21 protein-coding genes and 1 other annotated feature are annotated in these 25,783 nt (G+C 40.2%); all 21 genes read left to right on the plus strand.

Features of this window, described 5'->3' with window-relative positions; genetic code table 11:
• The first annotated feature begins 16 nt into the window (after positions 1 to 16).
• Positions 17 to 856, plus strand: coding sequence for a thymidylate synthase (locus RWX26_RS03535; RefSeq protein ID WP_314579239.1), 840 nt, complete (start codon positions 17 to 19; stop codon positions 854 to 856).
• Between the two features lie 124 nt (positions 857 to 980).
• The gene (locus RWX26_RS03540; protein WP_314579241.1) at positions 981 to 1,493 is read left to right on the plus strand and encodes a dihydrofolate reductase; all 513 of its coding nucleotides are present in this window, start codon (positions 981 to 983) and stop codon (positions 1,491 to 1,493) included.
• Between the two features lie 2 nt (positions 1,494 to 1,495).
• Positions 1,496 to 1,666, plus strand: coding sequence for a hypothetical protein (locus RWX26_RS03545; protein WP_002895584.1), 171 nt, complete (start codon positions 1,496 to 1,498; stop codon positions 1,664 to 1,666).
• Between the two features lie 50 nt (positions 1,667 to 1,716).
• Positions 1,717 to 2,946 (plus strand): ATP-dependent Clp protease ATP-binding subunit ClpX, encoded by a 1,230-nt coding sequence (gene clpX / locus RWX26_RS03550; protein ID WP_002895582.1) that lies wholly within the window; start codon positions 1,717 to 1,719, stop codon positions 2,944 to 2,946.
• A gap of 10 nt (positions 2,947 to 2,956) precedes the next feature.
• Positions 2,957 to 3,544, plus strand: coding sequence for a ribosome biogenesis GTP-binding protein YihA/YsxC (yihA, locus tag RWX26_RS03555; RefSeq protein ID WP_002900427.1), 588 nt, complete (start codon positions 2,957 to 2,959; stop codon positions 3,542 to 3,544).
• 148 nt (positions 3,545 to 3,692) lie between these two features.
• Positions 3,693 to 4,391 (plus strand): glucosaminidase domain-containing protein, encoded by a 699-nt coding sequence (locus RWX26_RS03560; protein ID WP_314579242.1) that lies wholly within the window; start codon positions 3,693 to 3,695, stop codon positions 4,389 to 4,391.
• Positions 4,392 to 4,512: 121 nt separating this feature from the next.
• On the plus strand, positions 4,513 to 5,460 hold the full coding sequence (gene mmuM, locus RWX26_RS03565) for a homocysteine S-methyltransferase (protein WP_314579246.1): 948 nt from the start codon (positions 4,513 to 4,515) through the stop codon (positions 5,458 to 5,460).
• Positions 5,461 to 5,573: 113 nt separating this feature from the next.
• Positions 5,574 to 6,371: a formate/nitrite transporter family protein gene (locus RWX26_RS03570; protein WP_314579249.1), complete on the plus strand. Its 798-nt coding sequence runs from the start codon at positions 5,574 to 5,576 to the stop codon at positions 6,369 to 6,371.
• Between the two features lie 409 nt (positions 6,372 to 6,780).
• On the plus strand, positions 6,781 to 7,011 hold the full coding sequence (locus tag RWX26_RS11195; protein ID WP_399558266.1) for a helix-turn-helix domain-containing protein: 231 nt from the start codon (positions 6,781 to 6,783) through the stop codon (positions 7,009 to 7,011).
• Positions 7,012 to 7,075: 64 nt separating this feature from the next.
• The gene (locus tag RWX26_RS03575) at positions 7,076 to 7,792 is read left to right on the plus strand and encodes a hypothetical protein (RefSeq protein ID WP_314579252.1); all 717 of its coding nucleotides are present in this window, start codon (positions 7,076 to 7,078) and stop codon (positions 7,790 to 7,792) included.
• Positions 7,793 to 8,000: 208 nt separating this feature from the next.
• Positions 8,001 to 8,624, plus strand: a complete 624-nt coding sequence (locus RWX26_RS03580) for a hypothetical protein (protein ID WP_314579253.1) — start codon at positions 8,001 to 8,003, stop codon at positions 8,622 to 8,624.
• 110 nt (positions 8,625 to 8,734) lie between these two features.
• Positions 8,735 to 8,870 (plus strand) — a sequence feature (ribosomal protein L10 leader region).
• Positions 8,871 to 8,907: 37 nt separating this feature from the next.
• Entirely contained in the window at positions 8,908 to 9,408 is a 501-nt protein-coding gene (gene rplJ, locus RWX26_RS03585) for a 50S ribosomal protein L10 (RefSeq protein ID WP_011836923.1), read from the plus strand.
• Positions 9,409 to 9,483: 75 nt separating this feature from the next.
• Entirely contained in the window at positions 9,484 to 9,852 is a 369-nt protein-coding gene (gene rplL, locus RWX26_RS03590; RefSeq protein ID WP_002900419.1) for a 50S ribosomal protein L7/L12, read from the plus strand.
• A 285-nt stretch (positions 9,853 to 10,137) separates the two neighbouring features.
• A complete protein-coding gene (locus RWX26_RS03595; RefSeq protein WP_314579259.1) occupies positions 10,138 to 15,702 on the plus strand; it encodes a ZmpA/ZmpB/ZmpC family metallo-endopeptidase in 5,565 nt (1,854 codons plus the stop codon).
• Between the two features lie 370 nt (positions 15,703 to 16,072).
• Positions 16,073 to 17,809 carry an ABC transporter ATP-binding protein gene (locus RWX26_RS03600; RefSeq protein ID WP_314579262.1) on the plus strand — a complete coding sequence of 579 codons (1,737 nt, stop codon included), beginning with the start codon at positions 16,073 to 16,075 and terminating at the stop codon, positions 17,807 to 17,809.
• A gap of 13 nt (positions 17,810 to 17,822) precedes the next feature.
• A complete protein-coding gene (locus RWX26_RS03605) occupies positions 17,823 to 19,601 on the plus strand; it encodes an ABC transporter ATP-binding protein (protein WP_314579264.1) in 1,779 nt (592 codons plus the stop codon).
• Positions 19,602 to 19,655: 54 nt separating this feature from the next.
• Positions 19,656 to 20,210 (plus strand): GNAT family N-acetyltransferase, encoded by a 555-nt coding sequence (locus RWX26_RS03610; RefSeq protein ID WP_002895565.1) that lies wholly within the window; start codon positions 19,656 to 19,658, stop codon positions 20,208 to 20,210.
• A gap of 413 nt (positions 20,211 to 20,623) precedes the next feature.
• Complete coding sequence (gene brnQ / locus RWX26_RS03615) at positions 20,624 to 21,952, plus strand: branched-chain amino acid transport system II carrier protein (RefSeq protein WP_314579268.1); 1,329 nt, start codon at positions 20,624 to 20,626, stop codon at positions 21,950 to 21,952.
• Positions 21,953 to 22,173: 221 nt separating this feature from the next.
• Positions 22,174 to 23,844 carry an SSURE domain-containing protein gene (locus RWX26_RS03620; RefSeq protein ID WP_314579270.1) on the plus strand — a complete coding sequence of 557 codons (1,671 nt, stop codon included), beginning with the start codon at positions 22,174 to 22,176 and terminating at the stop codon, positions 23,842 to 23,844.
• Positions 23,845 to 23,923: 79 nt separating this feature from the next.
• Entirely contained in the window at positions 23,924 to 24,622 is a 699-nt protein-coding gene (locus tag RWX26_RS03625; protein WP_032907405.1) for a response regulator transcription factor, read from the plus strand.
• Positions 24,619 to 25,653, plus strand: coding sequence for a HAMP domain-containing sensor histidine kinase (locus RWX26_RS03630; protein ID WP_061595195.1), 1,035 nt, complete (start codon positions 24,619 to 24,621; stop codon positions 25,651 to 25,653). Before RWX26_RS03625 ends, RWX26_RS03630 begins: the two co-directional genes overlap by 4 nt.
• The last annotated feature ends 130 nt before the right edge of the window (positions 25,654 to 25,783 follow it).

Raw genomic sequence — 25,783 nt, forward strand, 5'->3', positions numbered from 1 at the left:
GAACGAAGGAGAAATCATGACGCTAGCAGATACGATTTTCAAAGAGAATATTAAAAAGATTATGGAGCAAGGTGTTTTTTCTGAAAATGCCCGTCCGCGCTACAAGGATGGAAATGTAGCTAACTCTAAATATATCACTGGTTCTTTTGCAGAATATGATTTGAGCAAGGGCGAGTTCCCAATCACGACTCTGCGCCCTATTGCCATCAAGTCTGCCATTAAGGAAGTCCTTTGGATCTATCAAGACCAGTCCAATAGTCTGGAACTGCTCAACGACAAGTATAATGTTCACTACTGGAATGACTGGGAAGTTGGCGATACGGGTACTATTGGCCAGCGCTACGGAGCTGTTGTCAAGAAGCATGATATTATCCATAAAATTCTCCAACAGTTGGAAGATAATCCTTGGAATCGTCGCAATATCATCTCTCTCTGGGATTATGAAGCTTTTGAAGAAACAGATGGCTTGCTTCCATGTGCTTTTCAGACCATGTTTGACGTTCGGCGTGTGGGTGGAGACATTTATCTGGATGCAACACTGACTCAGCGCTCAAATGATATGTTAGTTGCTCATCATATCAATGCAATGCAGTACGTTGCTCTGCAGATGATGATTGCCAAGCATTTTGGCTGGAAGGTCGGCAAGTTCTTTTACTTTATCAATAACTTGCACATCTATGACAATCAGTTCGAGCAGGCGGAGGAGCTATTGCGTCGGGAACCTAGCGACTGTCAACCTCGACTCGTTTTAAATGTACCCGATGGGACCAATTTCTTTGATATCAAGGCAGAAGATTTTGACTTGCTGGACTATAATCCCGTTAAACCTCAGCTGAAGTTCGATTTGGCTATTTAACGATTTTGATAAGTGTATGCGAAAACCGCCAACCTCTGCAAAAGTTCTGCTTGAATCATACTTTAAACATGCCTTTTTACAGCAAATTTGATAGAATAGAGTTACTAATACAAAGGATAAAAGGATGACAAAGAAGATTATTGCCATTTGGGCTCAGGCGGAGGATGGTCTGATTGGAAAAGACAAAGTCATGCCCTGGCATCTCCCGGCAGAATTGCAGCATTTTAAAGCAACAACTACTGGACATGCTATTTTGATGGGTCGAGTGACCTTCGATGGTTTGCAGCGTCGCGTTCTGCCAAATCGGATCAGCCTGATTTTGAGCAAGGACAAGAACTATCAATTTGACAATGAAAATGTCCTGTTGTTCAGCAAGGTGGAAGATGTCTTGGATTGGTACCACAAGCAAGAGAGAAACTTGTATATCATTGGCGGAGCCCAGATTATCAAGGTTTTTGAACCGTATTTGGAAGAATTGATTCAGACTCAGATTGCTGCTAAGTTGGAAGGAGATACCTATTTCCCTGAGACATTTGACTGGGCTCCTTATCAGGAAGTTAGCAGTGAATTTCATGCCAAAGATGAAAAGAATCCTTATGATTTTACAATAAAAAGATACCAAAGGAAGGACTCGTAAGAATGGAACGTAGTATTTTTGGTTTTTTTACGGCCTTTTTATGTGTCATTTGTCTTATTTGTGCCGTTCAAACCTTTCGGAAAAAGCGGTTTGGACTGGCAGCTTTATTTTTGCTGAATGCTTTTACAAACTTAGTAAATTCCATTCATGCTTTTTATATGACACTTTTTTAACATGTATGAAAAAAATAAATAGATTTAGAATTTTAGAATTGGAGTAAACAATGCCTACAAGTCGTAATGATGATATGATGGTTTTTTGTTCTTTCTGTGGGAAGAACCAAGATGAGGTGCAGAAGATTATTGCTGGAAATAATGCCTTCATCTGTAATGAATGTGTAGAGTTAGCACAGGAAATCATTCGTGAAGAGCTGGCTGAGGAAGTGCTGGCAGATCTGTCTGAGGTGCCAAAACCTCAGGAGCTGCTGAATATCTTGAACCACTATGTTATCGGGCAAGACCGAGCTAAGCGTGCCTTGGCAGTAGCGGTCTATAATCACTACAAGCGTATTAACTACCATGATAGCCGTGAAGAAGAAGATGTGGAACTGCAAAAGTCAAATATTTTGATGATTGGCCCGACCGGGTCAGGTAAGACCTTCCTGGCGCAGACTCTGGCTCGCAGCCTCAATGTGCCTTTCGCCATTGCGGACGCAACTGCTCTGACTGAAGCTGGTTATGTCGGTGAAGATGTGGAAAATATCCTCCTCAAACTTTTGCAGGCAGCTGACTTTAATATTGAACGTGCAGAACGCGGGATTATCTATGTCGATGAGATTGACAAGATTGCCAAGAAAGGTGAGAACGTCTCAATTACTCGTGATGTTTCAGGTGAAGGGGTTCAACAAGCTCTGCTGAAGATTATCGAAGGTACCGTAGCTAGTGTACCGCCGCAAGGTGGACGCAAGCATCCGCAGCAGGAAATGATTCAAGTTGATACTAAGAACATTCTCTTCATTGTTGGCGGTGCTTTTGACGGTATCGAAGAAATCGTAAAACAGCGTCTGGGTGAGAAAATCATTGGTTTCGGTCAGAATAACCGAGCAATCGACGAAGATAGTTCCTATATGCAGGAAATTATCTCGGAAGACGTCCAAAAGTTTGGGATTATTCCTGAGTTGATTGGTCGTTTGCCTGTTTTTGCTGCTCTGGAGCAACTAACAGTTGATGATTTGGTTCGGATTTTGAAAGAGCCTAGAAACGCCCTTATTAAGCAGTATCAGGCACTTCTATCTTATGATGACGTTAAGCTTGAATTTGACGAGGATGCTCTGCAGGAGATTGCCAATAAAGCGATTGAACGTAAAACAGGTGCTCGCGGTCTTCGTTCTATCATCGAAGAAACTATGATGGATGTCATGTTTGAAGTTCCAAGTCAGGAAAATGTGAAACTTGTCCGCATTACCAAAGAAGCAGTAGATGGAACAGATAAGCCTATTCTAGAAACTGCCTAACGAGGTGCTTATGGAAATCAATACCCACAACGCAGAGATTTTGCTGAGTGCAGCTAATAAATCGCATTACCCTCAAGACGATATTCCGGAGATTGCTTTAGCAGGCAGGTCCAACGTTGGAAAGTCTAGCTTCATCAATACACTGCTTAATCGTAAGAATTTAGCGCGAACTTCTGGAAAACCTGGGAAAACTCAGCTGCTAAACTTTTTCAACATTGATGATAAACTGCGTTTTGTCGATGTGCCAGGTTACGGCTATGCCCGTGTTTCCAAAAAAGAGCGTGAAAAATGGGGGCGGATGATTGAGGAGTATCTGACCAGTCGTGAAAATCTCAGAGCGGTTGTCAGCCTTGTTGATCTTCGTCATGATCCGAGCGCAGATGATGTGCAAATGTATGAATTTCTGAAATATTATGACATTCCAGTTATTCTAGTAGCGACCAAAGCTGATAAAATCCCTCGCGGAAAATGGAATAAGCACGAGTCAGCTATTAAGAAAAAGCTGGACTTTGACAGAAATGATGATTTCATTCTTTTTTCCTCAGTCACCAAGGATGGCTTAGATGCTGCTTGGGATGCGATTTTGTCAAAAATTTAATAATACGAATTAAATCCAACTCGTCTTTTGAGTTGGATTTTTTGAAATAAAACGAAAAATGTCATATACTTGTAAATTATCAATAGTGTTTTTTTAATCTTTAGTATGTTACAATGGTATCATTAACATCTTATTCAGGAGAAGTGCTGTGAAAAAGAGAATTTCAAAAAAAGGTAAGAGAATCCTTTCAGCTTTATTCATCATGACAACGACGATTGCTGTTGGTTTTGTCTTGGCCAAGCATATTAATCCTGCTAGCGCTAATAATAGTGATCAGCAGCCTATGAATCAGACAGACTATTTCATCTCACAAATCGGTGAGCCAGCGCGTCAGTTGGGACAGGATAATGATCTTTATGCTTCTGTTATGATTGCCCAGGCTATTTTAGAAAGTGGCTCAGGACAGTCTGGTCTGTCAGGTGAACCTCATTATAACCTTTTCGGTATCAAAGGTAACTATGATGGTCAGTCTGCTAATATGGAGACTTGGGAAGATGATGGAGAGGGAAATACTTATACCATTAATGACAGTTTCCGCTCATATCCTAGCTATGTAGAGTCTCTGCAAGACTATGTTTCGGTTCTCAAACAGGGGCATTTTGCGGGCGCATGGAAGAGCAATGCACCAACCTATCAGGATGCTACGGCTGCCCTGACCGGTGTCTATGCGACAGATACTAGCTATAATGCTAAATTGAATTATATTATTGAAAAATACGATTTGACTCGCTTTGATTCACCACTCTATGAGTCTGGAGCTGGCTATATCGTTTACAATCCTTATCGTCAGCAATACACTACTCAGGATATCTTGGATGTCGATACCGCCTGGGCGAATAGATTTTAATGAAGACAACAAAAAAGAGGGAGACCTCTTTTTTATGTCTCCTTGCCGGTCTCTCTAGTTTCGAATTTTCGTATTTGCTAGTGTTGGTTCTGCTCACTTAAGTAGATTCTAGGAGTATTTCATGGGAAAATTTAAAGCTTTGCTTGACAAGCAAGAAATTATTATTTTAGATGGAGCCTTAGGTACAGAGTTGGAAAGCCGGGGTTATGATGTATCTGGTAAGCTGTGGTCCGCTCAATACCTATTAGACCAGCCTCAGATTATTCAAAATGTGCATGAAAGCTATGTGAGAGCTGGCAGCGATATCATCACTACGTCCAGTTATCAGGCTAGCATTCCAGCATTTATAGAGGCAGGACTAACTCCTGAAAAGGCTTATGATCTTTTGAAAGAGACAGTCTTCTTAGCACAAAAAGCAATCGAAAATATCTGGAAAGCATTATCTCCGGAAAAGCAAAAGCAGTGGCCCTATCCTTTGGTTGCAGGCTCGGTAGGGCCTTATGCTGCCTATTTAGCTGATGGTTCGGAGTATACGGGAGACTACCAGCTGAGTGAAGAAGAATTCCAAGAGTTTCACCGTCCGCGTATCCAAGCTTTACTAGAAGCAGGCTGTGATTTATTGGCTATTGAAACCATTCCAAATGGAGCAGAAGCGGCAGCAATCCTCCGACTTTTAGCTGAGGAATTTCCGCAGGCTGAGGCTTATTTGTCCTTTGTCGCCCAGTCGGAGAATGCTATATCAGATGGCACTAAAATTGAGGAACTAGGAAACTTGGCTCAAGAAAGTCCACAAGTCTTGGCAGTTGGTTTTAACTGTACAGCTCCACATTTAATTGCTCCGTTATTAGATGGGCTTGGACAAGTGTGCAACAAACCTTTTCTGACCTATCCAAACTCTGGCGAAACTTATAATGGCTTGACCAAGACATGGCATGATGATCCAAAGCAGGAGCGGAGCTTGCTGGAAAATAGTAAACTTTGGCAAGAGCAAGGAGTGCGGCTTTTTGGTGGTTGCTGCCGAACACGGCCAGAAGATATTGCTCAGTTAGCAAAAGGATTAAAGGATTGAAAATAAATTTTCAATCCTTTTTTAGAAAATTTAAAAAGGTTCTCGAAAACGCTATCAAAAGAAAGAACTTTGTGATATACTATACATAGTTTAAATTAATAGGAGAATTTTTTATGCCTGAATCGACATTTATCCCTAAAATTGAAGCAGCTTGCCACAAGAAAGAAGCTTTGTTTGATACAAGCAAGGCCAAGTATGCCGTTCGTTCCATCTTTGCTGGAGCTTTCCTAACCTTTAGTACTGGGGCTGGAGCCATTGCGGCAGATTTGACGAATAAGATTGTTCCAGGAACTGGGCGTTTTCTCTTTCCTTTCATCTTTGCTTGGGGATTGGCTTACATTGTCTTTCTAAATGCAGAGTTGGTGACTTCTAATATGATGTTTCTAACTGCTGGTACCTTTTTGAAAAAGATTGACTGGAAAAAAGCCTTGATGATTTTGCTTTATTGTACCTTTTTCAATCTGATTGGCGCTTTGATTGCCGGCTGGCTCTTTGCTAACTCGGCTGCTTATGCAGGGCTTAGCAAAGAAAGTTTCATTTCTGGTGTTGTGCAGATGAAGCTTGCTCGATCTAATGAGCTGATTCTGCTCGAGGGAGTGTTGGCAAATATCTTTGTTAATATCGCTATTCTTTCCTTCGTCTTGGTCAAGGATAGTACAGCTAAGCTCTTCTTAGTTATATCAGCCATTTATATGTTTGTATTCCTAACTAACGAACACTTGGCAGCCAACTTTGCTTCCTTTGCTATCGTGAAATTCAGCTCAGCAGCAGCGGAAGTGCAAAATTTTGGTATTGGAAATATCCTACGACACTGGGGCGTAACCTTTATCGGTAATCTCATCGGTGGTGGTCTACTCATAGGTTTGCCATACGCTTGGTTTAATAAGGAAGAAAGTAATTATGTGGACTGACAAAAAAGGATTTTCGAATCCTTTTTTGATGTCTCCTTACAGAGCAGTTTGTTGGAAGCTAATCAAATAGCTAGAGGGATGAGATGAAATTCCTCTAGTTTTTTATTTGAAATTGGTAAAACTTTCTAAACACAAACTATAAAATTATAACACAATTAAAAGTTCGTATTTATCTTCCAAATTGATTTACAAAACAATCCAAGTAATCTATAATAGGATGTAGGTTAATATGTTATAAAAGGAGATGTATGTAAAGAGTATAAAGATTTAGGGGATAGATTTCATATCCGTTACTATCATAGAAATAAATAGTTATTTTGTATTAGATAATGATGTTTATACTGATGATGTTAGCATGATTGCACGGACGCATTTTGTAGAATAGTAGATAACCAAGGGAGATGTTTACATATCACAAAAGTACAGCCAAGAATTCAAGGAACTCCTTGTTCGTTTACATGATTCATGTAAGCTATTCTCGGAATTAGTCAAAGAGTATGGCATCTCTAATCAGACGATTTATAAATTGATAAAACCCTGTGAAAAACCTGCTGGTCAGGATTCTATCAGTCTTTCTCTGCACCAAGTTCAAGAAATGCTTAAGGAACTGACAAAGATGAAGGAGGAGATAATGGAATAAAATCACAAGGATAAACCATGGTTTTTCAAACAATGGGATGATGGCTAAGGAAAAGGAGAAGGTTATGAAGAAATTTTTAAAAATATTCATTATAATTTTAGGAGGTTTAGTAATTATTACAAATTTGTTTGGTTGTGATAAAAATAGCCGAGCTCATGTGGAAAGTCAGTTTGTGGATTTAGAAAAGATTTATTCTGCTGCAAATGTTTTGGACTTGTTTAAATTTTATCCAAAAGGATTTGAAATTATTTATACAGTTTCAAATTTTGACGAGACTGGGAAAGATGTTCAATATTCTATAAATGTTTCAGGGAATCCTATTGATAAATCCATTAAAGGATTTATTGAAAAAAAGACTGGACGGTTTTTTGAAGATGATATAACTAGTGAGATTGCGTACAAACACAATATTCAATATTCTGCTCAAGGGTGGGAGAGCTTAGATTCAGATTATGTTATGGAGGAAGAAGCGAAAAACATCACTTTTCTCTTTCAATCCAATGTTTTTTCTGGAAAAATATTGGCCGGCTATAAATTAATTAATAGTCGATATAACCCTGAAATTCCTGCCTATCATTTGGCATATTATTTGGATGAGGAATTAGCGAAAAAGAATCACTTGGATTCATCTTGGAGAAATCAAAATGAAAATTTTGTTCTTTCGTTTACCAGAAATATCAGTGATGATAGAAAATATGTTCAAGTTAATATGTCCACTTCGCGTTCCCTAAAATCAGAAACTATAATAAATGAATATAGAGAGGTGAATGATAATGAGTAGTGAATTGACAGCGTATGTGTTGTACTTAACCTACCCAGTAGAAAATGCTTAAGTTTGTTAAATTAATTTGGTATATTACGCAATCAAAAGCAAATGTTATGAATAAGATCACTGTTCAGTCGCCAGATGGAAACAGAGTTAAATACACAAGAGGGGGGATGCGATATAAAAGGAGATAAAGAATTGATTTTAGGTGGAGCTGAGGGAAATGGGAAAAAGGATTAAGTTTTCTCCGCTAAAAGCTAGAATTTTGATGATGGTCGGTCCAATGTTTGGCGCTATCTTCTTTGGTTTTTTTTCGTGTAGTGTTATTTATCATACATTAAAAGTAGGATTATCATTTTGGCTAGATTTGATTCATGAAAATTTTATGTTGATTGGTTGCTATATTTGGTTTCATATTGAATTATTCAAGTCTATCTATAGAATGATAAAAAATAATCTTTTGTTAAACAGTAATATCCAGGAATTGAGAGATTGTTATCCTGAGCTTGAGGAGGACTGGCAAAATCTTAATGATGCGGACTACTTTGACAAAGATTTGCAAGTTTTGGTCTATGCCAATCATCTCATTTGTTACAGGACATTTGATATTGCCTACCTGCCAGAATGTTCTAAGATAGATGCATTTATGAAGATGAATCGTTTAGGTAGTCGTCATAAGGTGAGACGAGTTCATTTTTCTGCATGGTTCCTTGATGGCAGTGAAACTGAACTCCGTACAGATTTGTTTCGAAAGTTTATTGGAATGAATCAGAACAATCATAAAGACGCCTTATTTGAGTATTTAAGAGAGAACTTTGATTATATTGAACTCGAAACTTTCGACTAAGGGAAAGAAGTAGATATTAGTCAAGTAAGAGATTTGCGGGATAGTAATATTAAATTCAAAAAGATTGCTTAAAAGACTTGCAATCTTTTTTTTCTTTTGCTATAATTATCAATGGTTTGAAAAAACTGCCTAAGACAGTAGGGGAGCTCGACTCATAAAGATCCTACCGAGGACAAAACGTATCATGTAAAAAGAAGCGTATTGTACTTTCGTGTCTAGGTTTGGGCGCGTTTTTCTTTTGGAAAATTCCCCAAGCAAAATAATTACGGAGGTGAAACACTAAATGAGTGAAGCTATTATTGCTAAAAAAGCGGAACTAGTTGACGCAGTTGCTGAGAAAATGAAAGCTGCTGCATCCATCGTCGTTGTGGACGCTCGTGGTTTAACTGTTGAGCAAGATACCGTTCTTCGTCGTGAGCTTCGTGGAAGCGAAGTTGAGTACAAAGTTATCAAAAACTCAATCTTGCGTCGTGCAGCTGAAAAAGCTGGACTTGAAGACCTGGCATCTATTTTTGTTGGACCATCTGCAGTAGCATTTTCTAACGAAGATGTTGTTGCTCCAGCGAAAATCTTGAACGACTTTGCTAAGAACGCTGATGCACTTGAAATCAAAGGTGGTGCAATTGAAGGCGCTGTCGCATCAAAAGAAGAGATTCTTGCACTTGCAACTCTTCCAAACCGCGAAGGACTTCTTTCTATGCTCCTTTCTGTACTTCAAGCGCCAGTGCGCAACGTTGCTCTTGCAGTCAAAGCGGTTGCAGACAACAAAGAAGACGCAGCTTAATCATAAGCTACGCAGCGTAGCCTAGCTACAAAAAAATAACAAAATTAAATTTAAACTTATTTGGAGGAAATAACAATGGCATTGAACATTGAAAACATTATTGCTGAAATTAAAGAAGCTTCAATCCTTGAATTGAACGACCTTGTAAAAGCTATCGAAGAAGAATTTGGTGTAACTGCAGCTGCTCCTGTAGCTGTAGCTGCTGCTGGTGCTGGTGAAGCTGCCGCTGCTAAAGATTCATTCGATATCGAATTGACTGCTGCTGGCGACAAGAAAGTCGGCGTTATCAAAGTTGTACGTGAAATCACTGGTCTTGGCCTGAAAGAAGCTAAAGAACTTGTTGATGGTGCACCAAACGTTATCAAAGAAGGCGTTGCTGCAGCAGAAGCTGAAGAACTTAAAGCTAAATTGGAAGAAGCAGGCGCTTCAGTTACTCTTAAATAATAGAGTTTCCAATCATAGAAATCAACCAAGTCGAAAGACTTGGTTTTTTTGTATCCAAAAATCATTTTTATGTTAAAACGCTAACAAAAAATAGGATTGTATGATATAATTTAGACAGATTATTGTGATTTAGGAGATATTATGAATAAGATAAAAGTTATATGAGATTGTTAATTAGGGAATTTTTGTTAGGGGGATTCAGATGAATGAATGCAATTGATATTGTTGCTCATTTTCTGGTTAAAGGATTTGTTATTCTTTTTAGAATAATTTGAAAGGGATTTTATGAAAAAGTTTTTTGGGGAGAAGCAAACTCGGTTTGCTTTTAGGAAATTAGCTGTCGGGCTTGTTTCGGCTGCTATTTCTAGTTTGTTTTTTGTTTCTATCGTTGGGGTTGACTCTGTTCAAGCACAGGAAAAGTTGAATGTACACTATAAATACGTGACAGATACTGAAATAACTCCGCAAGAAAAGGAGTTGATTGTAAGTGGATTTCCTAAAATGCCTGAAGGCAATGAGGAGACTTACTATCTTGTCTACAGGTTAAACTCAAATACTGAAGCAAAAACCTTACCGAATACAGGCGACAGTAACAATTCCAATACTATGATGACGGCCGGTCTGTTAACGACGATAGGATTGGTTGTTTTTGTTGTGTCAAAAAGAAAGGTTCAAAGCAAGTTCCTATTGACTGTGTTGGTGGGTGCTGGTGTCGGAGGAGGTTTGATACTATCCGTCGATGCGCTGGAAAATGGGATCTTACTGCAGTATAATGCGGAATATCAAGTGTCAGCTGGGGAAAGTCTGCCTTCACCAGGTGAAATTTCGGGCTATACCTATGTTGGCTACATAAAAAATGAATCAATTAAAAAAATATTAGGTAATAAGATTCTTGATAATCAGCAGAATGCTAATGAAGATAAAGAAGTTTTAAACCAAAATAAGAAGTTAGATTATTCTGTTTCTTTTGATAAAAATGGGCTGAAAAATCAAACGGTTGGCGTCAATACAATTGAGCCTCAAGATGAAGTTTTATCTGGCCGAGTAGCTAAGCCGGAACTATTATACAAAGAAGAGACCGTTGAAACTGAGATAGCCTATGAAGAACAAATACAAGAGAATCCGGATTTAGCTGAAGGTACTGTAAGAGTAAAACAAGAAGGCAAACTAGGCCAGAAAATAGAAGTCGTTCGAATTTTTACTGTCAATAATCAAGAAGTATCAAGGGAAATTCTTTCTACTAAAATTGAGGAAGCAACTCCTAAAATAGTAGAAAAAGGGACTAAAAAGGTTGAAGCGCCAAGTGAAAAGCCAGTGGGTGCTAACTTGGTCGCTCCCGAGCAAGTGTCTTCATTGCCCGAATACACAGGCGTCCAATCCGGCGCAATGGTTGAGTCTGAACAGGTTGCTTCATTACCTGAGTATACAGGTACATTATCTGGAGCGATCGTTGAGCCGGAACAAATTGAACCGGAGGTTGGAGGTGTTCAATCCGGGGCAATAGTCAAACCTGCGCAAGCGACTCCATTACCAGAGTATACAGGAACTCAATCAGGTGCGATAGTCGCACCCGAACAAGTCACCCCGTTGCCTGAATACACTGGTGTTCAATCCGGTGCCATCGTTGAGCCTGAACAAGTTTCTTCCTTGCCAGAATATACAGGTGTTCAAGCAGGCACAGTAGTCGAGCCTGCGCAAGCGACTCCATTGCCAGAGTATACGGGAACTCAATCAGGTGCAGTAGTGGCACCCGAGCAAGTGGCACCATTACCTGAATATACAGGAACCCAAGCAGGTGCGGTGGTCGCTCCCGAGCAAGTTACACCATTACCGGAATACACAGGACCTCAAGCTGGAGCGATTGTTGAACCTGAGCAGGTGGAACCTCCACAAGAATATACTGGAAATATTGAACCAGCGGTACCTGAAGCGGAAAATCCTGCTGAAAAAGCTCAAGAGCCGAAAGAGCAGAAGCAAGAGCTAGAAAAGAATATCGAGCTAAGAAATGTATCTGATGTAGAGCTGTATAGTCTAACTGATGGAAAATACAAACAACACGTTTCTCTGGATACAGTTCCAACCAATCAAGACAATTATTTCGTGAAGGTCAAATCTTCTAAGTTTAAAGATGTTTTCTTGCCGATTTCTTCAATAGTTGATAGCACAAAAGATGGTCAGCCGGTTTATAAAATTACAGCAAGTGCTGAAAAATTAAAACAGGACATTGACAATAAATACGAGGAGAATTTTACTTTCTATCTAGCTAAAAAGGCAGAGAGAGAAGTCACAAACTTCACTTCCTTTAGTAACCTGGTTCAAGCTATAAATAATAATCTTGGTGGAACCTATTATTTAGGAGCTAGTCTGAATGCCAACGAGGTAGAACTAGAAAATGGCGCTAGCGGTTATATAAAGGGTAGATTTACTGGTAAGCTCTTTGGCAGTAAAGACGGAAAAAATTATGCTATTTATAATTTGAAGAAGCCTTTATTTAACACTTTGAGCGCTGCTACTGTAGAAAATCTGTCTCTTAAAGATGTAAATATCTCAGGGAAAACGGATATTGGAGCCCTTGCAAATGAAGCCAATAATGAAACAAGGATTAACAATGTCCACGTAGACGGTGTTCTGGCTGGCGAACGTGGCATTGGTGGCTTGGTTTGGAAGGCTGATAATTCTAAGATTTCTAATAGCAGTTTCAAGGGAAGAATTGTCAACTCCTATGAAACGAGGTCACCATACAATATCGGAGGATTAGTAGGTCAACTGACTGGCATCAATGCAGTTGTTGATAAGTCAAAAGCTACAATTACCATCTCGTCAAATGCGGATAGTACAAACCAAACTGTTGGTGGTCTTGCAGGTCTTGTAGAGAAAGATGCGCTTATCAGCAATAGTTATGCTGAGGGCAACATTAATAATGTGAAGCGCTTTGGAAGTGTTGCTGGTGTGGCTGGCTACTTGTGGGATAGAGAGTCTAGCGAAGAGGGACACGCTGGAAGATTGCATAATGTTCTCAGTGATGTCAATGTTATGAACGGAAATGCCATTAGTGGGTATCACTATCGAGGAATGCGAATAACTGACTCATATACCAACAAGGAGAACAGAGTCTACAAAGTGACTCTTGAAAAGGATGAGGTCGTAACCAAGGAATCCCTCGAAGAGAGAGGAACAATCCTTGATGCTTCTCAAATCGCAAGTAAGAAATCTGAAATCAACTCTCTTGCTGTACCGAAAGTTGAAAACTTACTGACTAGCAGAAATATAGAAAGTGATTTTTCCAAGGTTAAAGACTATCAAGCCAGTCGAGCTTTAGCATATAAGAATATAGAAAAATTACTGCCGTTTTATAATAAGGCAACCATTGTCAAATACGGTAATCTGGTAAAAGAAGATAGCGCTTTGCATGAAAAAGAAGTCCTATCTGCAGTCATGATGAAGAATAATGAAGTAATTACAGATATTGCTTCGCATAAAGAGGCGGCTAATAAGCTCTTGCTGCACTATAAGGATCATTCATCTGAAATACTAGATATCACCTACCAATCTGACTTTAGTAAGTTAGCAGAATACCGTGTCGGCGATACTGATCTCATCTATACGCCAAATCAATTCTTACATAATCATAGTTCAATCATTAATGAAGTTTTGCCTGATTTGAGAGCGGTCGATTATCAGTCAGAGTCTATCAGAAACACCCTAGGTATTTCTTCAGGAGTTTCATTAACAGAATTATACTTAGAAGAGCAGTTCGCCAAAACAAAGGAAAATCTAGCAAATACACTGGAAAAACTGTTGTCTGCTGATGCAGTCATTGCCAGCGAAAATCAAACGATTAATGGTTACGTCGTAGATAAAATCAAACGCAACAAGGAAGCCTTGCTTCTAGGTTTGACCTATTTAGAGCGCTGGTACAACTTTAACTATGGTGACGTTAACGTCAAAGACTTAGTCATGTATCACATGGATTTCTTTGGTAAGGGCAACGTATCACCGCTAGACACGATCATTGAATTAGGGAAAACTGGCTTTAACAATCTTCTGGCCAAGAACAACGTAGATGCTTATAGCATCAGCCTAGCAAACAATAATGGAACAAAAGATCTGTTCAGCACGCTTGTCAATTACCGAGAAGTATTTTTACCAACCAAAACAAATAATCAATGGTTCAAAGAGCAAACCAAGGCTTATGTCGTTGAAGAAAAATCAGCTATTGATGAGGTGAGGATCAAACAAGAGCAGGCTGGCAGCAAATACTCTATCGGGGTCTATGATAGAATTACCAGCGACACTTGGAAATACCGAAATATGGTTTTACCATTGCTGACAATGCCTGAAAGATCAGTCTTTGTCATCTCGACTATATCCAGTCTTGGCTTTGGCGCCTATGACAGATATAGAAATAAGGAGCACAGAGCAGGAGCAGAACTCAATAAGTTTGTTGAAGATAATGCTCAAGAAACCGCAAAACGCCAACGAGACCATTATGATTATTGGTATAGAATATTAGACGAGCAGGGTCGCGAAAAGCTCTATCGAAATATCTTGGTCTATGATGCCTATAAGTTCGGTGATGACACTACTGTCGGCAAAGCTACAGCGGAGGCGCAATTCAATAGTTCTAATCCAGCTATGAAGTACTTCTTTGGACCTGTTGGAAACAAGGTCGTGCACAACAAGCACGGAGCTTATGCTACTGGAGACGGGGTTTACTACATGGGCTATCGTATGCTGGACAAGGACGGAGCCATTACCTATACCCATGAAATGACGCATGATTCTGATAATGAGATCTATTTAGGTGGATATGGAAGAAGAAGCGGTCTTGGTCCAGAATTCTTCGCCAAGGGCTTGTTGCAAGCGCCGGATCATCCAGATGATGCGACAATCACGGTCAACTCCATTCTCAAATATGACAAGAAAGATGCGACTGAAAAATCACGTTTGCAAGTCCTTGATCCAACTGAACGATTCCAAAATGCGGATGATTTGAAAAACTATGTTCACAATATGTTTGATGTCATTTATATGTTGGAGTACCTAGAAGGGATGTCAATCGTAAACCGTCTATCCGATGTACAAAAAGTGAATGCTCTGAGAAAGATTGAGAATAAATATGTCCGAGATGCTGATGGAAATGATGTTTACGCAACCAATGTGATAAAAAATATTACAATGGCAGATGCACAAAAATTAAATTCATTCGACAGTCTCATTGAAAATCATATTCTTTCAGCGCGTGAGTACAAAAATGGTGATGTAGAAAGAAACGGCTACCATACGATTAAACTCTTCTCTCCGATTTATTCGGCATTAAGCAGTGAAAAAGGAACGCCTGGAGATCTTATGGGACGGCGTATGGCTTATGAGCTTCTGGCAGCCAAAGGCTTTAAAGATGGTATGGTCCCTTATATCTCTAATCAGTATGAAGATGATGCTAAGCAAAACGGAAAAACCATCAGTATATATGGTAAGACCAGAGGTCTGGTAATTGATGACTTGGTTTTACGCAAGGTCTTCAATGGTCAATTTAATAATTGGACAGAGTTTAAGAAGGCTATGTATGAAGAGCGTAAAAACAAGTTCGACAGCCTGAACAAGGTCACATTTGATGATACGAGACAACCATGGACAAGTTATGCTACTAAGACTATAAGTACAGTAGAAGAGTTGCAAACCTTGATGGATGAAGCAGTTCTCAAAGATGCAAATGATAATTGGTATTCTTGGAGCGGCTATAAACCAGAACATGACAGTGCTGTCCATAAGCTGAAAAAAGCAGTCTTCAAAGCCTACCTCGATCAGACCAATGATTTCAGAACATCAATCTTTGAAAACCAGAAGTGATTGGTTTGAGTTTGTCAAATGGACTGCAAAGTTGCAAGTCTGACACGTTGGGAGAAGAGATTTGATTTTTCTTAGAGTCCAGCTTTCTTAAAGATAAAAGATGACGAACCTAGTGAAAACTAGGTTTGTTTTTCTATATAAGTCATGCAATTAAAACAGTTGCTAGTCTGCTTTCAGGAAGTTTGCTGCTGACAGTCATTTATGAGGCTGATGATAAGCAGAAAATAGTCTGAAATGACCTTTACCCTACTTCATATTTTTGTTATAATATTTGTATTAAAGCGTGCATTTGCGCGCTCTTTTCTGTGTTTTAAAAGCACTTGGGTGCTTTATAGTGAGTTATTTTTGAATAGATGGTGAAGGAGGAGTTATGTTATACATTTGGTCTTATTTGAAGAGATATCCTAAGTGGCTGGTCTTGGACTTTGTTGCGGCAATCTTTTTTGTGATTGTCAATCTAGGGTTGCCAACGGTGCTGGCTCGGATGATTGATGAGGGAATCAATCCTAAGCAGACAGATCGGCTCTTTTTCTGGGCTTGGGTGATGTTTGGCGTTATTATCTTAGGAGTGCTGGGGCGAATCGTTCTGGCTTATGCGGCTGGAAAGCTAACGACGACCATGGTGCAGGACATGCGCAATGATCTCTATGCCAAGCTGCAAGAGTATTCTCATCATGAGTATGAGCAAATCGGTGTGTCTTCATTGGTCACGCGCTTGACTTCGGATGCTTTTGTGCTTATGCAGTTTGCAGAGCAAACCCTGAAAATGGGTGTCATTACTCCCATGATGATGCTGTCCAGTATTCTCATGATTTTTCTGACCAGCCCATCTCTAGCCTGGATTGTAGCTGTTTCAGTGCCTTTCTTGGCTGTCGTGGTCATTTATGTGGCGGTTAAAACCAAGCCCTTGTCTGAAAAGCAGCAGAAGACCCTTGATAAGATTAATCAGTATGTGAGGGAAAATCTGACTGGTCTACGCGTTATTCGAGCTTTTGCAAGAGAGGAATTTCAAGAGAAGCGTTTTGCTGACGAAAATGAGGTCTACGCGCAAAACTCCAATAAGCTCTTTAAGCTGACTGGTCTGACAGAGCCACTCTTTGTGCAGATTATTATTGCGATGATTGTGGCCATTGTCTGGTTTGCCCTAGACCCCTTGCGGGACGGCAGTCTTGAAATCGGGAATCTCGTTGCCTTTATCGAATACAGCTTTCACGCCCTGCTGTCCTTCCTCTTCTTGGCCAATCTCTTTACTATGTATCCTCGGACGGCAGTATCGAGCCAGCGGCTCAAGGAAGTCATGGACATGCCCATTTCCATCAATCCTAACGAAGATGGTATAACCGAGACAGAGACGCAGGGTTATCTGGAGTTCGACAATGTAACCTTCGCTTATCCAGGTGAGACAGAGAGTCCTGTACTGCATAATATTTCCTTCAAGGCTAAGCCGGGTGAGACTATTGCCTTTATCGGTTCTACTGGTTCTGGTAAGTCTACACTGGTGCAGCTGATTCCGCGCTTTTACGATGTAACACTGGGCAAAATTTTAGTGGACGGTGTGGATGTCCGCGAGTACAATCTTAAGGCTCTGCGTCAGAAGATTGGCTTTATTCCGCAGAAGGCTCTGCTATTTACTGGAACTATCGCGGCGAACCTGCGCTACGGAAAGGAAGAGGCTAGTCAGGAAGAGCTTAGTCAGGCGGCTGATGTTGCTCAAGCCAAGGATTTTATCGAGAGTCGGGAAGAGCGTTTTGAGACTCATCTGGCTGAGGGAGGCAGCAATCTATCCGGTGGGCAGAAGCAGCGACTCTCTATCGCCCGCGCGGTGGTCAAAAAGCCGGAAATTTATATCTTCGACGACTCTTTTTCTGCTCTAGATTATAAGACAGATGCGGTGCTGCGTCGTCGCCTCAAGGAAGTGACAGGCCAGGCAACGGTGCTGATTGTAGCCCAACGTGTGGGAACCATCATGGACGCTGACCAAATTATCGTCTTGGATCAGGGTGAAATCGTCGGACGCGGGAAGCACGAAGAACTGATGGAAACCAATGATATTTATCGCGAAATTGCGGATTCGCAGCTGAAAAATCAAGCTTTGACAGAGGAATAGAAAGGAGACTGACATGAAAAACACATCTAGTTTTGCTCGTCTGTGGAGCTACCTAAAAGTTTATAAATTTGCAGTCGCCTTTGCGATCTTCCTCAAAATCCTCAGCGTCGTTATGAGTGTCGTCGAGCCCTTTGTATTAGGTTTAGCTATTACAGAATTGACAAATAATCTGCTGGATATGGCTAAAGGTGTAGCTGGCGCCCAGATTAATGTGTCCTATGTCGGCTGGGTCATGATTTTGTATTTTGTACGGGCGATTATTTATGAAATCGGTTCTTACTATTCTAATTACTTTATGACCAATGCAGTGCAGGCTACCATTCGTGACTTGCGCAATGAACTTAGCCATAAGATTAATCGTATCCCCGTTTCTTACTTTGATAAGCATCAGTTTGGTGATTTGCTGGGGCGTTTTACCAGCGATGTCGAAGCTGTTTCAAACGCCTTGCAGCAGTCCTTTCTGCAGGTTATCAATGCAGTCTTTACTCTGATCTTGGTTATCGTCATGGTATTGGTGCTCAATCTGCAGTTGGGTATCATTGTGGTAGTTTCGATTCCGATTACCTACCTCAGTGCTCGCTTTATCGTGAAGAAATCCCAGCCTTACTTTAAACAGCAGGCAGATGCACTGGGGGCTATGAATGGCTTTGTTCAGGAAAATCTGACAGGATTTAATATTTTGAAGCTATATGTCAGAGAAGAAAGCTCCCAGGAGGATTTTCGTCAAATTACGCAAAACTTGCAGAAAGTAGGTTTTAAAGCTAGCTTTATTTCTGGTTTGATGATGCCTGTTTTGAATGTTATTTCAGATCTGACCTACCTCTTGTTAGCTCTGCTGGGCGGTCTTCAGGTTATTGCAGGGCGCTTGACAGTCGGGAATATGCAGGCTTTTGTTCAATATGTCTGGCAGATTAACCAGCCTATTCAAAACCTGACTCAGCTGGCAGGTCAGCTTCAGAGTGCCAAGTCTTCTTTGGATCGAATTTTCCAAGTGCTGGACGAAGCGGACGAAGTCAATGATGAGACAGAAAAGCTGGATCAAGATCTGACAGGTCAGGTTAGCTTCAAGGATGTGGACTTCCAGTATGTAGCAGACAAGCCGCTCATTCGGAATTTCAATCTGGAGGTCAAACCTGGAGAAATGGTTGCCATTGTAGGTCCGACTGGTGCTGGTAAGACCACGCTGATTAATCTTCTTATGCGTTTCTACGATGTGACCAAAGGCGCGATTACAGTGGATGGGCATGATATACGACATCTGTCCCGTCAGGACTACCGTAAACAGTTCGGTATGGTGCTGCAGGATGCCTGGCTTTATGAGGGGACTATAAAGGAAAATCTTCGTTTTGGCAATCTGCAAGCCACTGATGAAGAAATTGTAGAGGCAGCCAAGGCTGCTAATGTGGATCATTTTATCCGTACCTTGCCAGGCGGCTACAACATGGAAATGAACCAAGAATCCAGCAATATCTCGCTGGGGCAGAAGCAGTTGCTTACGATTGCGAGGGCTCTTTTGGCCAATCCTAAGATTTTGATTTTGGATGAGGCGACCTCATCTGTCGATACACGACTGGAGCTCTTGATTCAGAAAGCTATGAAGACTCTCATGCAGGGGCGGACCAGTTTTGTCATTGCTCACCGACTGTCGACCATTCAAGAAGCGGATAAGATTTTGGTGCTCAAGGATGGTCAGATTATCGAGCAAGGCAATCACGAGAGTCTCTTGGCTGATAAAGGATTTTATTATGACCTTTATCAGAGTCAATTTTCTAAAAAAGCAGAAGAAGTTTAAAAGGTTTGCTAAATCATTTGATAACTGCTAGAATATAAGCAAAGTGAGGTAGCAATGTCTTTAACTAGTCAAATTATTACAGCAGAATTTCCTGATTTAGATAAGGTGGAGGCCTTAAATCGAGAAGCCTTTCCTGAAGAAGAGAGAGTTCCTATTAATGAATTTCTCCGCTATACCAATGATGAACGGTCTCATTTCTTTGCCTTCTACAATGAGGAAGAATTTGTTGGTTTTGCTTTTGCAGTTTATAACGAAAAAATGTTCTATGTCAGCTTCTTTGCGATTATGCCGCACCTTCGCAGCCATGGCTATGGGGGAGAAATCATTCATAAACTGACAGAGTTTTATCAAAAAACTATGGTTCTAGAGGTAGAACGTGTCGATGAAGAATGTGACAATTTAGAGCAACGTCAAGCACGTATGGACTTCTATAAGCGTAATGGCTTTCGAACGACCAATGCCTTTCTGGAATATGAAGGGTTAAGCTTTGAAATCTTGTATTTGGGACATCATTTTGATGAGGAGGCTTATCGAGATATTTTCCATATGCTGCAAGAGAAGAACTTCTTTGAATTCGAAATTAAGTACAGAAGATTTAGCGATGTGTAAAGATTGCTAAATGTTTTATAGCCATTTTTAAAAGGTTGAGATAGGATGTCTCAACCTTTTTACTATGAAAAATCTCTTTTATTTTGTTTTGGATCTGGAAGGACAATATTGTATTTTTCTCGCATTCAGAAACAGTAGAGCATGTCTGTTTAAAGAAAGTAAACCATCAAAAAAAGATAGAGATAGGTTGGTAAATTATACGATCTAAAACAAACTTATTTATATCACTTTAAAATAAGCCTTAAATCTGTGGATAAGTCAGGAATTTGCTAAAACCTATTGATATATGATTTGATTTAAATCATATTTTCTCTTTTGATTCGAATCAATATTCTGAAAAAGTTAAAAATCTTGCGGAGGTGGCTATTTCCGTATATAATGATAAAGCATGAAAAATTAAAAAGGAGATTCTCGTGATTAAAAAAGGTACTTTGACAGGTTTGCTCCTGTTTGGAATGTTTTTCGGTGCTGGAAACTTGATCTTCCCGCCTTCACTTGGAACATTATCTGGTCAGCATTTTTTGCCAGCTATTGCAGGATTTGTCTTGTCTGGGGTTGGACTTGCTGTTCTGACTTTGATTATCGGAACGCTCAATCCTAAGGGCTATATTCACGAGATTTCTCAGAAGATTGCACCTTGGTTTGCTATTGTCTATCTTGTAACCTTGTATTTGTCAATTGGGCCTTTCTTTGCTATTCCGCGGACAGCGACGGTGGCCTATGAAGTTGGTATTGCTCCTATGCTGTCTAAAAATATGACTGGTATCGGATTGATTGTTTTCACGACACTTTACTTTGCGGCTGCTTACCTGATTTCTTTGAATCCATCTAAGATTTTGGATCGGATTGGACGTATTCTGACGCCAGTCTTTGCAGTTTTGATCATCATCTTAGTCATTCTAGGAGCTTTGAAATACGGATCAAATGCTCCTCAGCGGGCTTCAGAAGCTTATGCTGCGTCAGCTTTTGGAAAGGGCTTCTTGGAAGGTTATAATACTTTGGACGCCTTGGCTTCCGTGGCTTTCAGCGTCATTGCGGTAACAACTCTTAACCAGCTTGGTTTCAAGAATAAAAAGGAATATGTTTCAACCATCTGGGTTGTTGGTTTGATGGTAGCGTTGGGCTTTAGCGCCATGTATATCGGTTTGGCTTTTCTAGGCAATCATTTCCCAGTTCCAGCTGAGATAATTGCCAAAGGCAATCCTGGTGTTTATGTCCTGTCGCAGGCGACACAGGCTATCTTTGGACCTACAGCACAGATTTTCCTTGCAGCTATGGTTACTGTGACTTGCTTCACAACAACAGCAGGACTTATTGTATCGACTGCGGAATTTTTCCATAAAACTTTCCCTAAAGTATCCTATAAAGTGTACGCCACGGTCTTTACATTGATTGGTTTTGCGATTGCTAATCTTGGCCTCAATGCCATCATTCAATATTCTGTTCCAGTCTTGCAAATTCTCTATCCAATTACCATTGTTATCGTTCTGATTGTCATTGTCAATAAATTCTTACCACTGTCCAAAATCGGTATGCAAATAACGGTGGCAGCAGTGACTCTGATTTCCTTTGCGGGTATTCTCGGACAGCAGTTCCATATCACTAGGATAAGTGGTATTATAAATTCTCTTCCATTTGCTCAGGCTTCATTGCCTTGGTTGGTGCCAGCTCTAGTTGGAATCCTACTTTCTCTCTTTTTGCCAAACAAGCAGAAGAGTGAGCGTTTTGAGATGGAGAGCTAATAGATAACATCCGCCACAATGTGGTGGATTTTTTTGACTCATTGTCAATTATAGTAGGGAATTTATGGCGAAGGAATTCAAGCTGTTTTTTTATGAGCAATATGACAATATAATCCTTTTATAAGATAGATTTAAGAAAAATTTTAACTTTTTCTTAACCATTTTTAATCTTAGGAGATTATACTAAAGTCATAAAAAAAACAAACCTAAAGGAGAATCTTATGAAATTCAATTCAAATCAAAAATATACCCGCTGGTCAATTCGTCGTTTAAGCGTGGGTGTGGCTTCCGTTGTTGTTGCCAGTGGTTTCTTTTTGCTAGTTGGTCAACCAAATACCGTACATGCAGATGATCTCACCTCAACTCCTACTAAAGTTCTTCAAGAAGATTCGTCATTATTAGAAAAGAATAAGTTGCCAGAGACAGTTTTAAAAGAAGAAATGGATTCGGCTCTACCTGCAAATCAGTCAGCTCCTAAGGAAGAGGTTGATGAAACTATTTCTCTAGATAAGTCTAGCCTATCTCCTAAGGAAGAAATGGTAAAACCAAAAGAAGAACAGACTATGGCAGAAGTTAGCAATCAAAAAGAAGAAGCTAAACCGGAGGCAACTCTTGTTGAAGTTTCAAACCAAGATCGTGAAGCGGCTACTTCTCAATCGGTAACGACTCCAGATGAAGTTAGAAAAGGAGTTGAAGAAAATACTAAGGACTCAGTAGACGTCCCAGCTAGCTACTTAGAAAAGGCAAACGTTCCTGGTCCATTCTTGGCAGGTGTTAATCAAGTTATTCCGTATGAAGCTTTCGGTGGAGACGGCATGTTGACACGTCTCTTACTCAAATCTTCTGACAAAGCTCCTTGGTCAGACAATGGCAAAGCGAACAATCCAGCCCTCTTGCCACTTGAAGGCTTGGCGAAAGGTCAATACTTCTACGAAGTGGATTTGAACGGCAATACTACAGGTAAAGACGGGCAAGCTCTTCTTGACCAACTTCGTATTAATGGCACTCATGCTTATCAAGCGACTGTCAAAGTCTATGGTGCCAAAGATGGTAAACCAGATTTGACTAATCTTGTAGCAACAAAAAATGTAACTGTTAGTTTAAATGGCCTTGTTTCAAAAGAATCAGTCAAAGACTCAGTCACCAAAAATATTAAAGACCATATTGATGTCCCAGCTGGCTACTTAGAAAAGGCAAACGTTCCTGGTCCATTCTTGGCAGGTGTTAATCAAGTTATTCCGTATGAAGCTTTCGGTGGAGACGGCATGTTGACACGTCTCTTACTCAAATCTTCTGACAAAGCTCCTTGGTCAGACAATGGCAAAGCGAACAATCCAGCCCTCTTGCCACTTGAAGGCTTGGCGAAAGGTCAATACTTCTACGAAGTGGATTTGAACGGCAATACTACAGGTAAAGACGGGCAAGCTCTTCTTGACCAACTTCGTATTAATGGCACTCATGCTTATCAAGCGACTGTCAAAGTCTATGGTGCCAAAGATGGAAAACCAGATTTGACAAATCTTATTGCGACTCGTCAAGTAACGATTCAGCTTCGTGGAAAAGAAATGGCTACAATACCATCTCAAGAAGGTCAAATGAATATGAAACCTTCTACAACACCATCTCAAGAAGGTCAGATGAATAAGAAGTCTTCTGCAACAGATTCTATGAGTACTGCTGAGGGTACGAAGGAAGTAGATCATCGCATGACTGATGTGAAGGGGGAACACCCAACTTCTATGCCGATGGCAGATACGATGAAAAAAAATGATAAGGCTACGTTACCCACAACTGGTGAAGCTCAAACAGCTACAGCTACTATTGGTTTCTTTGGACTAGCCTTGGCAGGAATTCTTGGCTTTCTAGGTTTGAAAGAAAAACAAAAAGATTAAGGTTCAAATCATTTAAAAATTACTAAAAATAGTGTTATACTAAAGCCAGTATAACACTGTTTTTATGAGGAGATTAGCAATGGGAAAGACAATTTTACTTGTTGATGATGAGATGGATATTCTGGATATCAAAAAGCGCTATCTTGTGCAGGCTGGCTACCAAGTTTTAGTGGCTCGAGATGGCGTGGAGGGATTAGAGCTTTTCAGAAAGAAATCTGTTGACCTGATCATCACGGATATTATGATGCCAAATATGGACGGCTATGACTTTATCAGTGAGGTTCAGTATATAGTACCTGATCAACCTTTTCTTTTTACAACGGCTAAGACCAGCGAGCAAGACAAAATTTACGGGTTGAGCTTAGGAGCAGATGATTTTATAGCCAAACCTTTTAGTCCACGCGAGCTAGTTCTAAGAGTCAATAATATTTTGCGCCGACTTCATCGTGGAGGTGAGATCGAACAAATTGAGCTCGGTGACTTGATGATGAATCATGTGGTTCATGAGGCTCGTATCGGGGAGTGTTTGTTGGAATTAACAGTGAAGTCCTTTGAACTGCTTTGGATTTTAGCTAGTAATCCTGAGAGAGTTTTTTCAAAGACGGAGCTTTACGAGAAGGTGTGGCAGGAAGACTTCGTAGATGATACCAATACACTTAATGTTCATATCCATGCTCTGAGACAGGAATTGACCAAGTATGCCAGTTCAAACACTCCTGCCATCAAAACTGTCTGGGGTCTTGGGTATAAAATGGAAAGATCACGAGGTGGAAAATGAAATTAAAAAGTTACATTCTAGTAGGGTACCTAATTTCTAGCCTACTAACGATTTTACTCGTTTTCTGGGCAGTCCAGCGAATGTTGATTGTAAAAAGCGAGATATATTTCCTAGTTGGAATGACATTGATTGCTAGTTTTATAGGAGCGGCAGTCAGTCTCTTTCTTTTATCGCCAGTATTTTCTTCCCTTCGGCATCTGAAAAAACAGGCTCAGAATATTGCTGACAAAGATTTTAGTACAGAGATTGACGCCAAGGGCCCTATCGAATTTCAAGAGTTGGGTCAGGCTTTTAACGATATGTCGTATAATTTGCAAGAAACGTTTGAGTCGCTTGATGAAAGTGAACGAGAAAAAGGAATGATGATTGCCCAGCTTTCTCACGATATTAAAACTCCCATTACCTCTATTCAGGCGACTGTGGAGGGGATTTTAGATGGAGTGATCGAAGAAGAGGAGCAGATTCATTACTTGACCACGATTAGCCGTCAGACAGAGCGTTTGAATAAATTGGTGGAAGAATTGGATGTTTTGACTCTTAATGCCCAGCCTCGAATAGAATCAGATGGAGAAGCTGAAATAGTCTTTCTAGACCAGCTATTGATTGAGGTCATGAGTGAATTTCAACTATTGATTGAGCGGGAGGAGCGGGACATCTACATTCAAGTGTCTCCCGAGTCAGCAAAAATTAAGAGTCATTACGATAAACTTTCCCGTATCTTGGTCAACTTGATAAATAATGCCTTTAAGTACTCCGACCCTGGAACTAAAATCGAGATAGTGGCTCAATTAACTGATCAAATCTTGACAATCAGTGTGAAGGATGAAGGACGGGGTATTGCTCCTGAGGATTTGGATAAGATTTTTAAACGCCTTTACCGTGTGGAAACTTCTCGTAATATGAAGACAGGTGGGCATGGTCTGGGCCTTGCTATTGCTCGTGAGTTGGCTCATCAGCTGGGTGGGGAAATAATGGTCGAAAGCCAGTATGGCCTAGGAAGCACTTTTACATTTACTCTCAACTTAACATAAATCCACAATAAGTGATAAACATTTTTAACGCTTGATTTAGCAAAGATAACATCAAATTCAAGTTTTTTCAAATCTATCTCCCTATTTTTAGGGGGATTTTTATTTTATACTATAGTCAGAAATTGATAGA

Origin of the sequence: uncultured Streptococcus sp. (assembly GCF_963536705.1) — a bacterium.
GTDB lineage: Bacteria > Bacillota > Bacilli > Lactobacillales > Streptococcaceae > Streptococcus.

Bases quoted from the DNA above. Each gene is read 5' to 3' on its own strand.
- RWX26_RS03535 (WP_314579239.1), top strand. From the start codon at position 17: ATGACGCTAGCAGATACGATTTTCAAAGAGAATATTAAAAAGATTATG.
- RWX26_RS03540 (WP_314579241.1), top strand. From the start codon at position 981: ATGACAAAGAAGATTATTGCCATTTGGGCTCAGGCGGAGGATGGTCTG.
- RWX26_RS03545 (WP_002895584.1), top strand. From the start codon at position 1,496: ATGGAACGTAGTATTTTTGGTTTTTTTACGGCCTTTTTATGTGTCATT.
- clpX (WP_002895582.1), top strand. From the start codon at position 1,717: ATGCCTACAAGTCGTAATGATGATATGATGGTTTTTTGTTCTTTCTGT.
- yihA (WP_002900427.1), top strand. From the start codon at position 2,957: ATGGAAATCAATACCCACAACGCAGAGATTTTGCTGAGTGCAGCTAAT.
- mmuM (WP_314579246.1), top strand. From the start codon at position 4,513: ATGGGAAAATTTAAAGCTTTGCTTGACAAGCAAGAAATTATTATTTTA.
- RWX26_RS03570 (WP_314579249.1), top strand. From the start codon at position 5,574: ATGCCTGAATCGACATTTATCCCTAAAATTGAAGCAGCTTGCCACAAG.
- RWX26_RS03575 (WP_314579252.1), top strand. From the start codon at position 7,076: ATGAAGAAATTTTTAAAAATATTCATTATAATTTTAGGAGGTTTAGTA.
- RWX26_RS03580 (WP_314579253.1), top strand. From the start codon at position 8,001: ATGGGAAAAAGGATTAAGTTTTCTCCGCTAAAAGCTAGAATTTTGATG.
- rplJ (WP_011836923.1), top strand. From the start codon at position 8,908: ATGAGTGAAGCTATTATTGCTAAAAAAGCGGAACTAGTTGACGCAGTT.
- rplL (WP_002900419.1), top strand. From the start codon at position 9,484: ATGGCATTGAACATTGAAAACATTATTGCTGAAATTAAAGAAGCTTCA.
- RWX26_RS03595 (WP_314579259.1), top strand. From the start codon at position 10,138: ATGAAAAAGTTTTTTGGGGAGAAGCAAACTCGGTTTGCTTTTAGGAAA.
- RWX26_RS03600 (WP_314579262.1), top strand. From the start codon at position 16,073: ATGTTATACATTTGGTCTTATTTGAAGAGATATCCTAAGTGGCTGGTC.
- RWX26_RS03605 (WP_314579264.1), top strand. From the start codon at position 17,823: ATGAAAAACACATCTAGTTTTGCTCGTCTGTGGAGCTACCTAAAAGTT.
- RWX26_RS03610 (WP_002895565.1), top strand. From the start codon at position 19,656: ATGTCTTTAACTAGTCAAATTATTACAGCAGAATTTCCTGATTTAGAT.
- RWX26_RS03620 (WP_314579270.1), top strand. From the start codon at position 22,174: ATGAAATTCAATTCAAATCAAAAATATACCCGCTGGTCAATTCGTCGT.
- RWX26_RS03625 (WP_032907405.1), top strand. From the start codon at position 23,924: ATGGGAAAGACAATTTTACTTGTTGATGATGAGATGGATATTCTGGAT.
- RWX26_RS03630 (WP_061595195.1), top strand. From the start codon at position 24,619: ATGAAATTAAAAAGTTACATTCTAGTAGGGTACCTAATTTCTAGCCTA.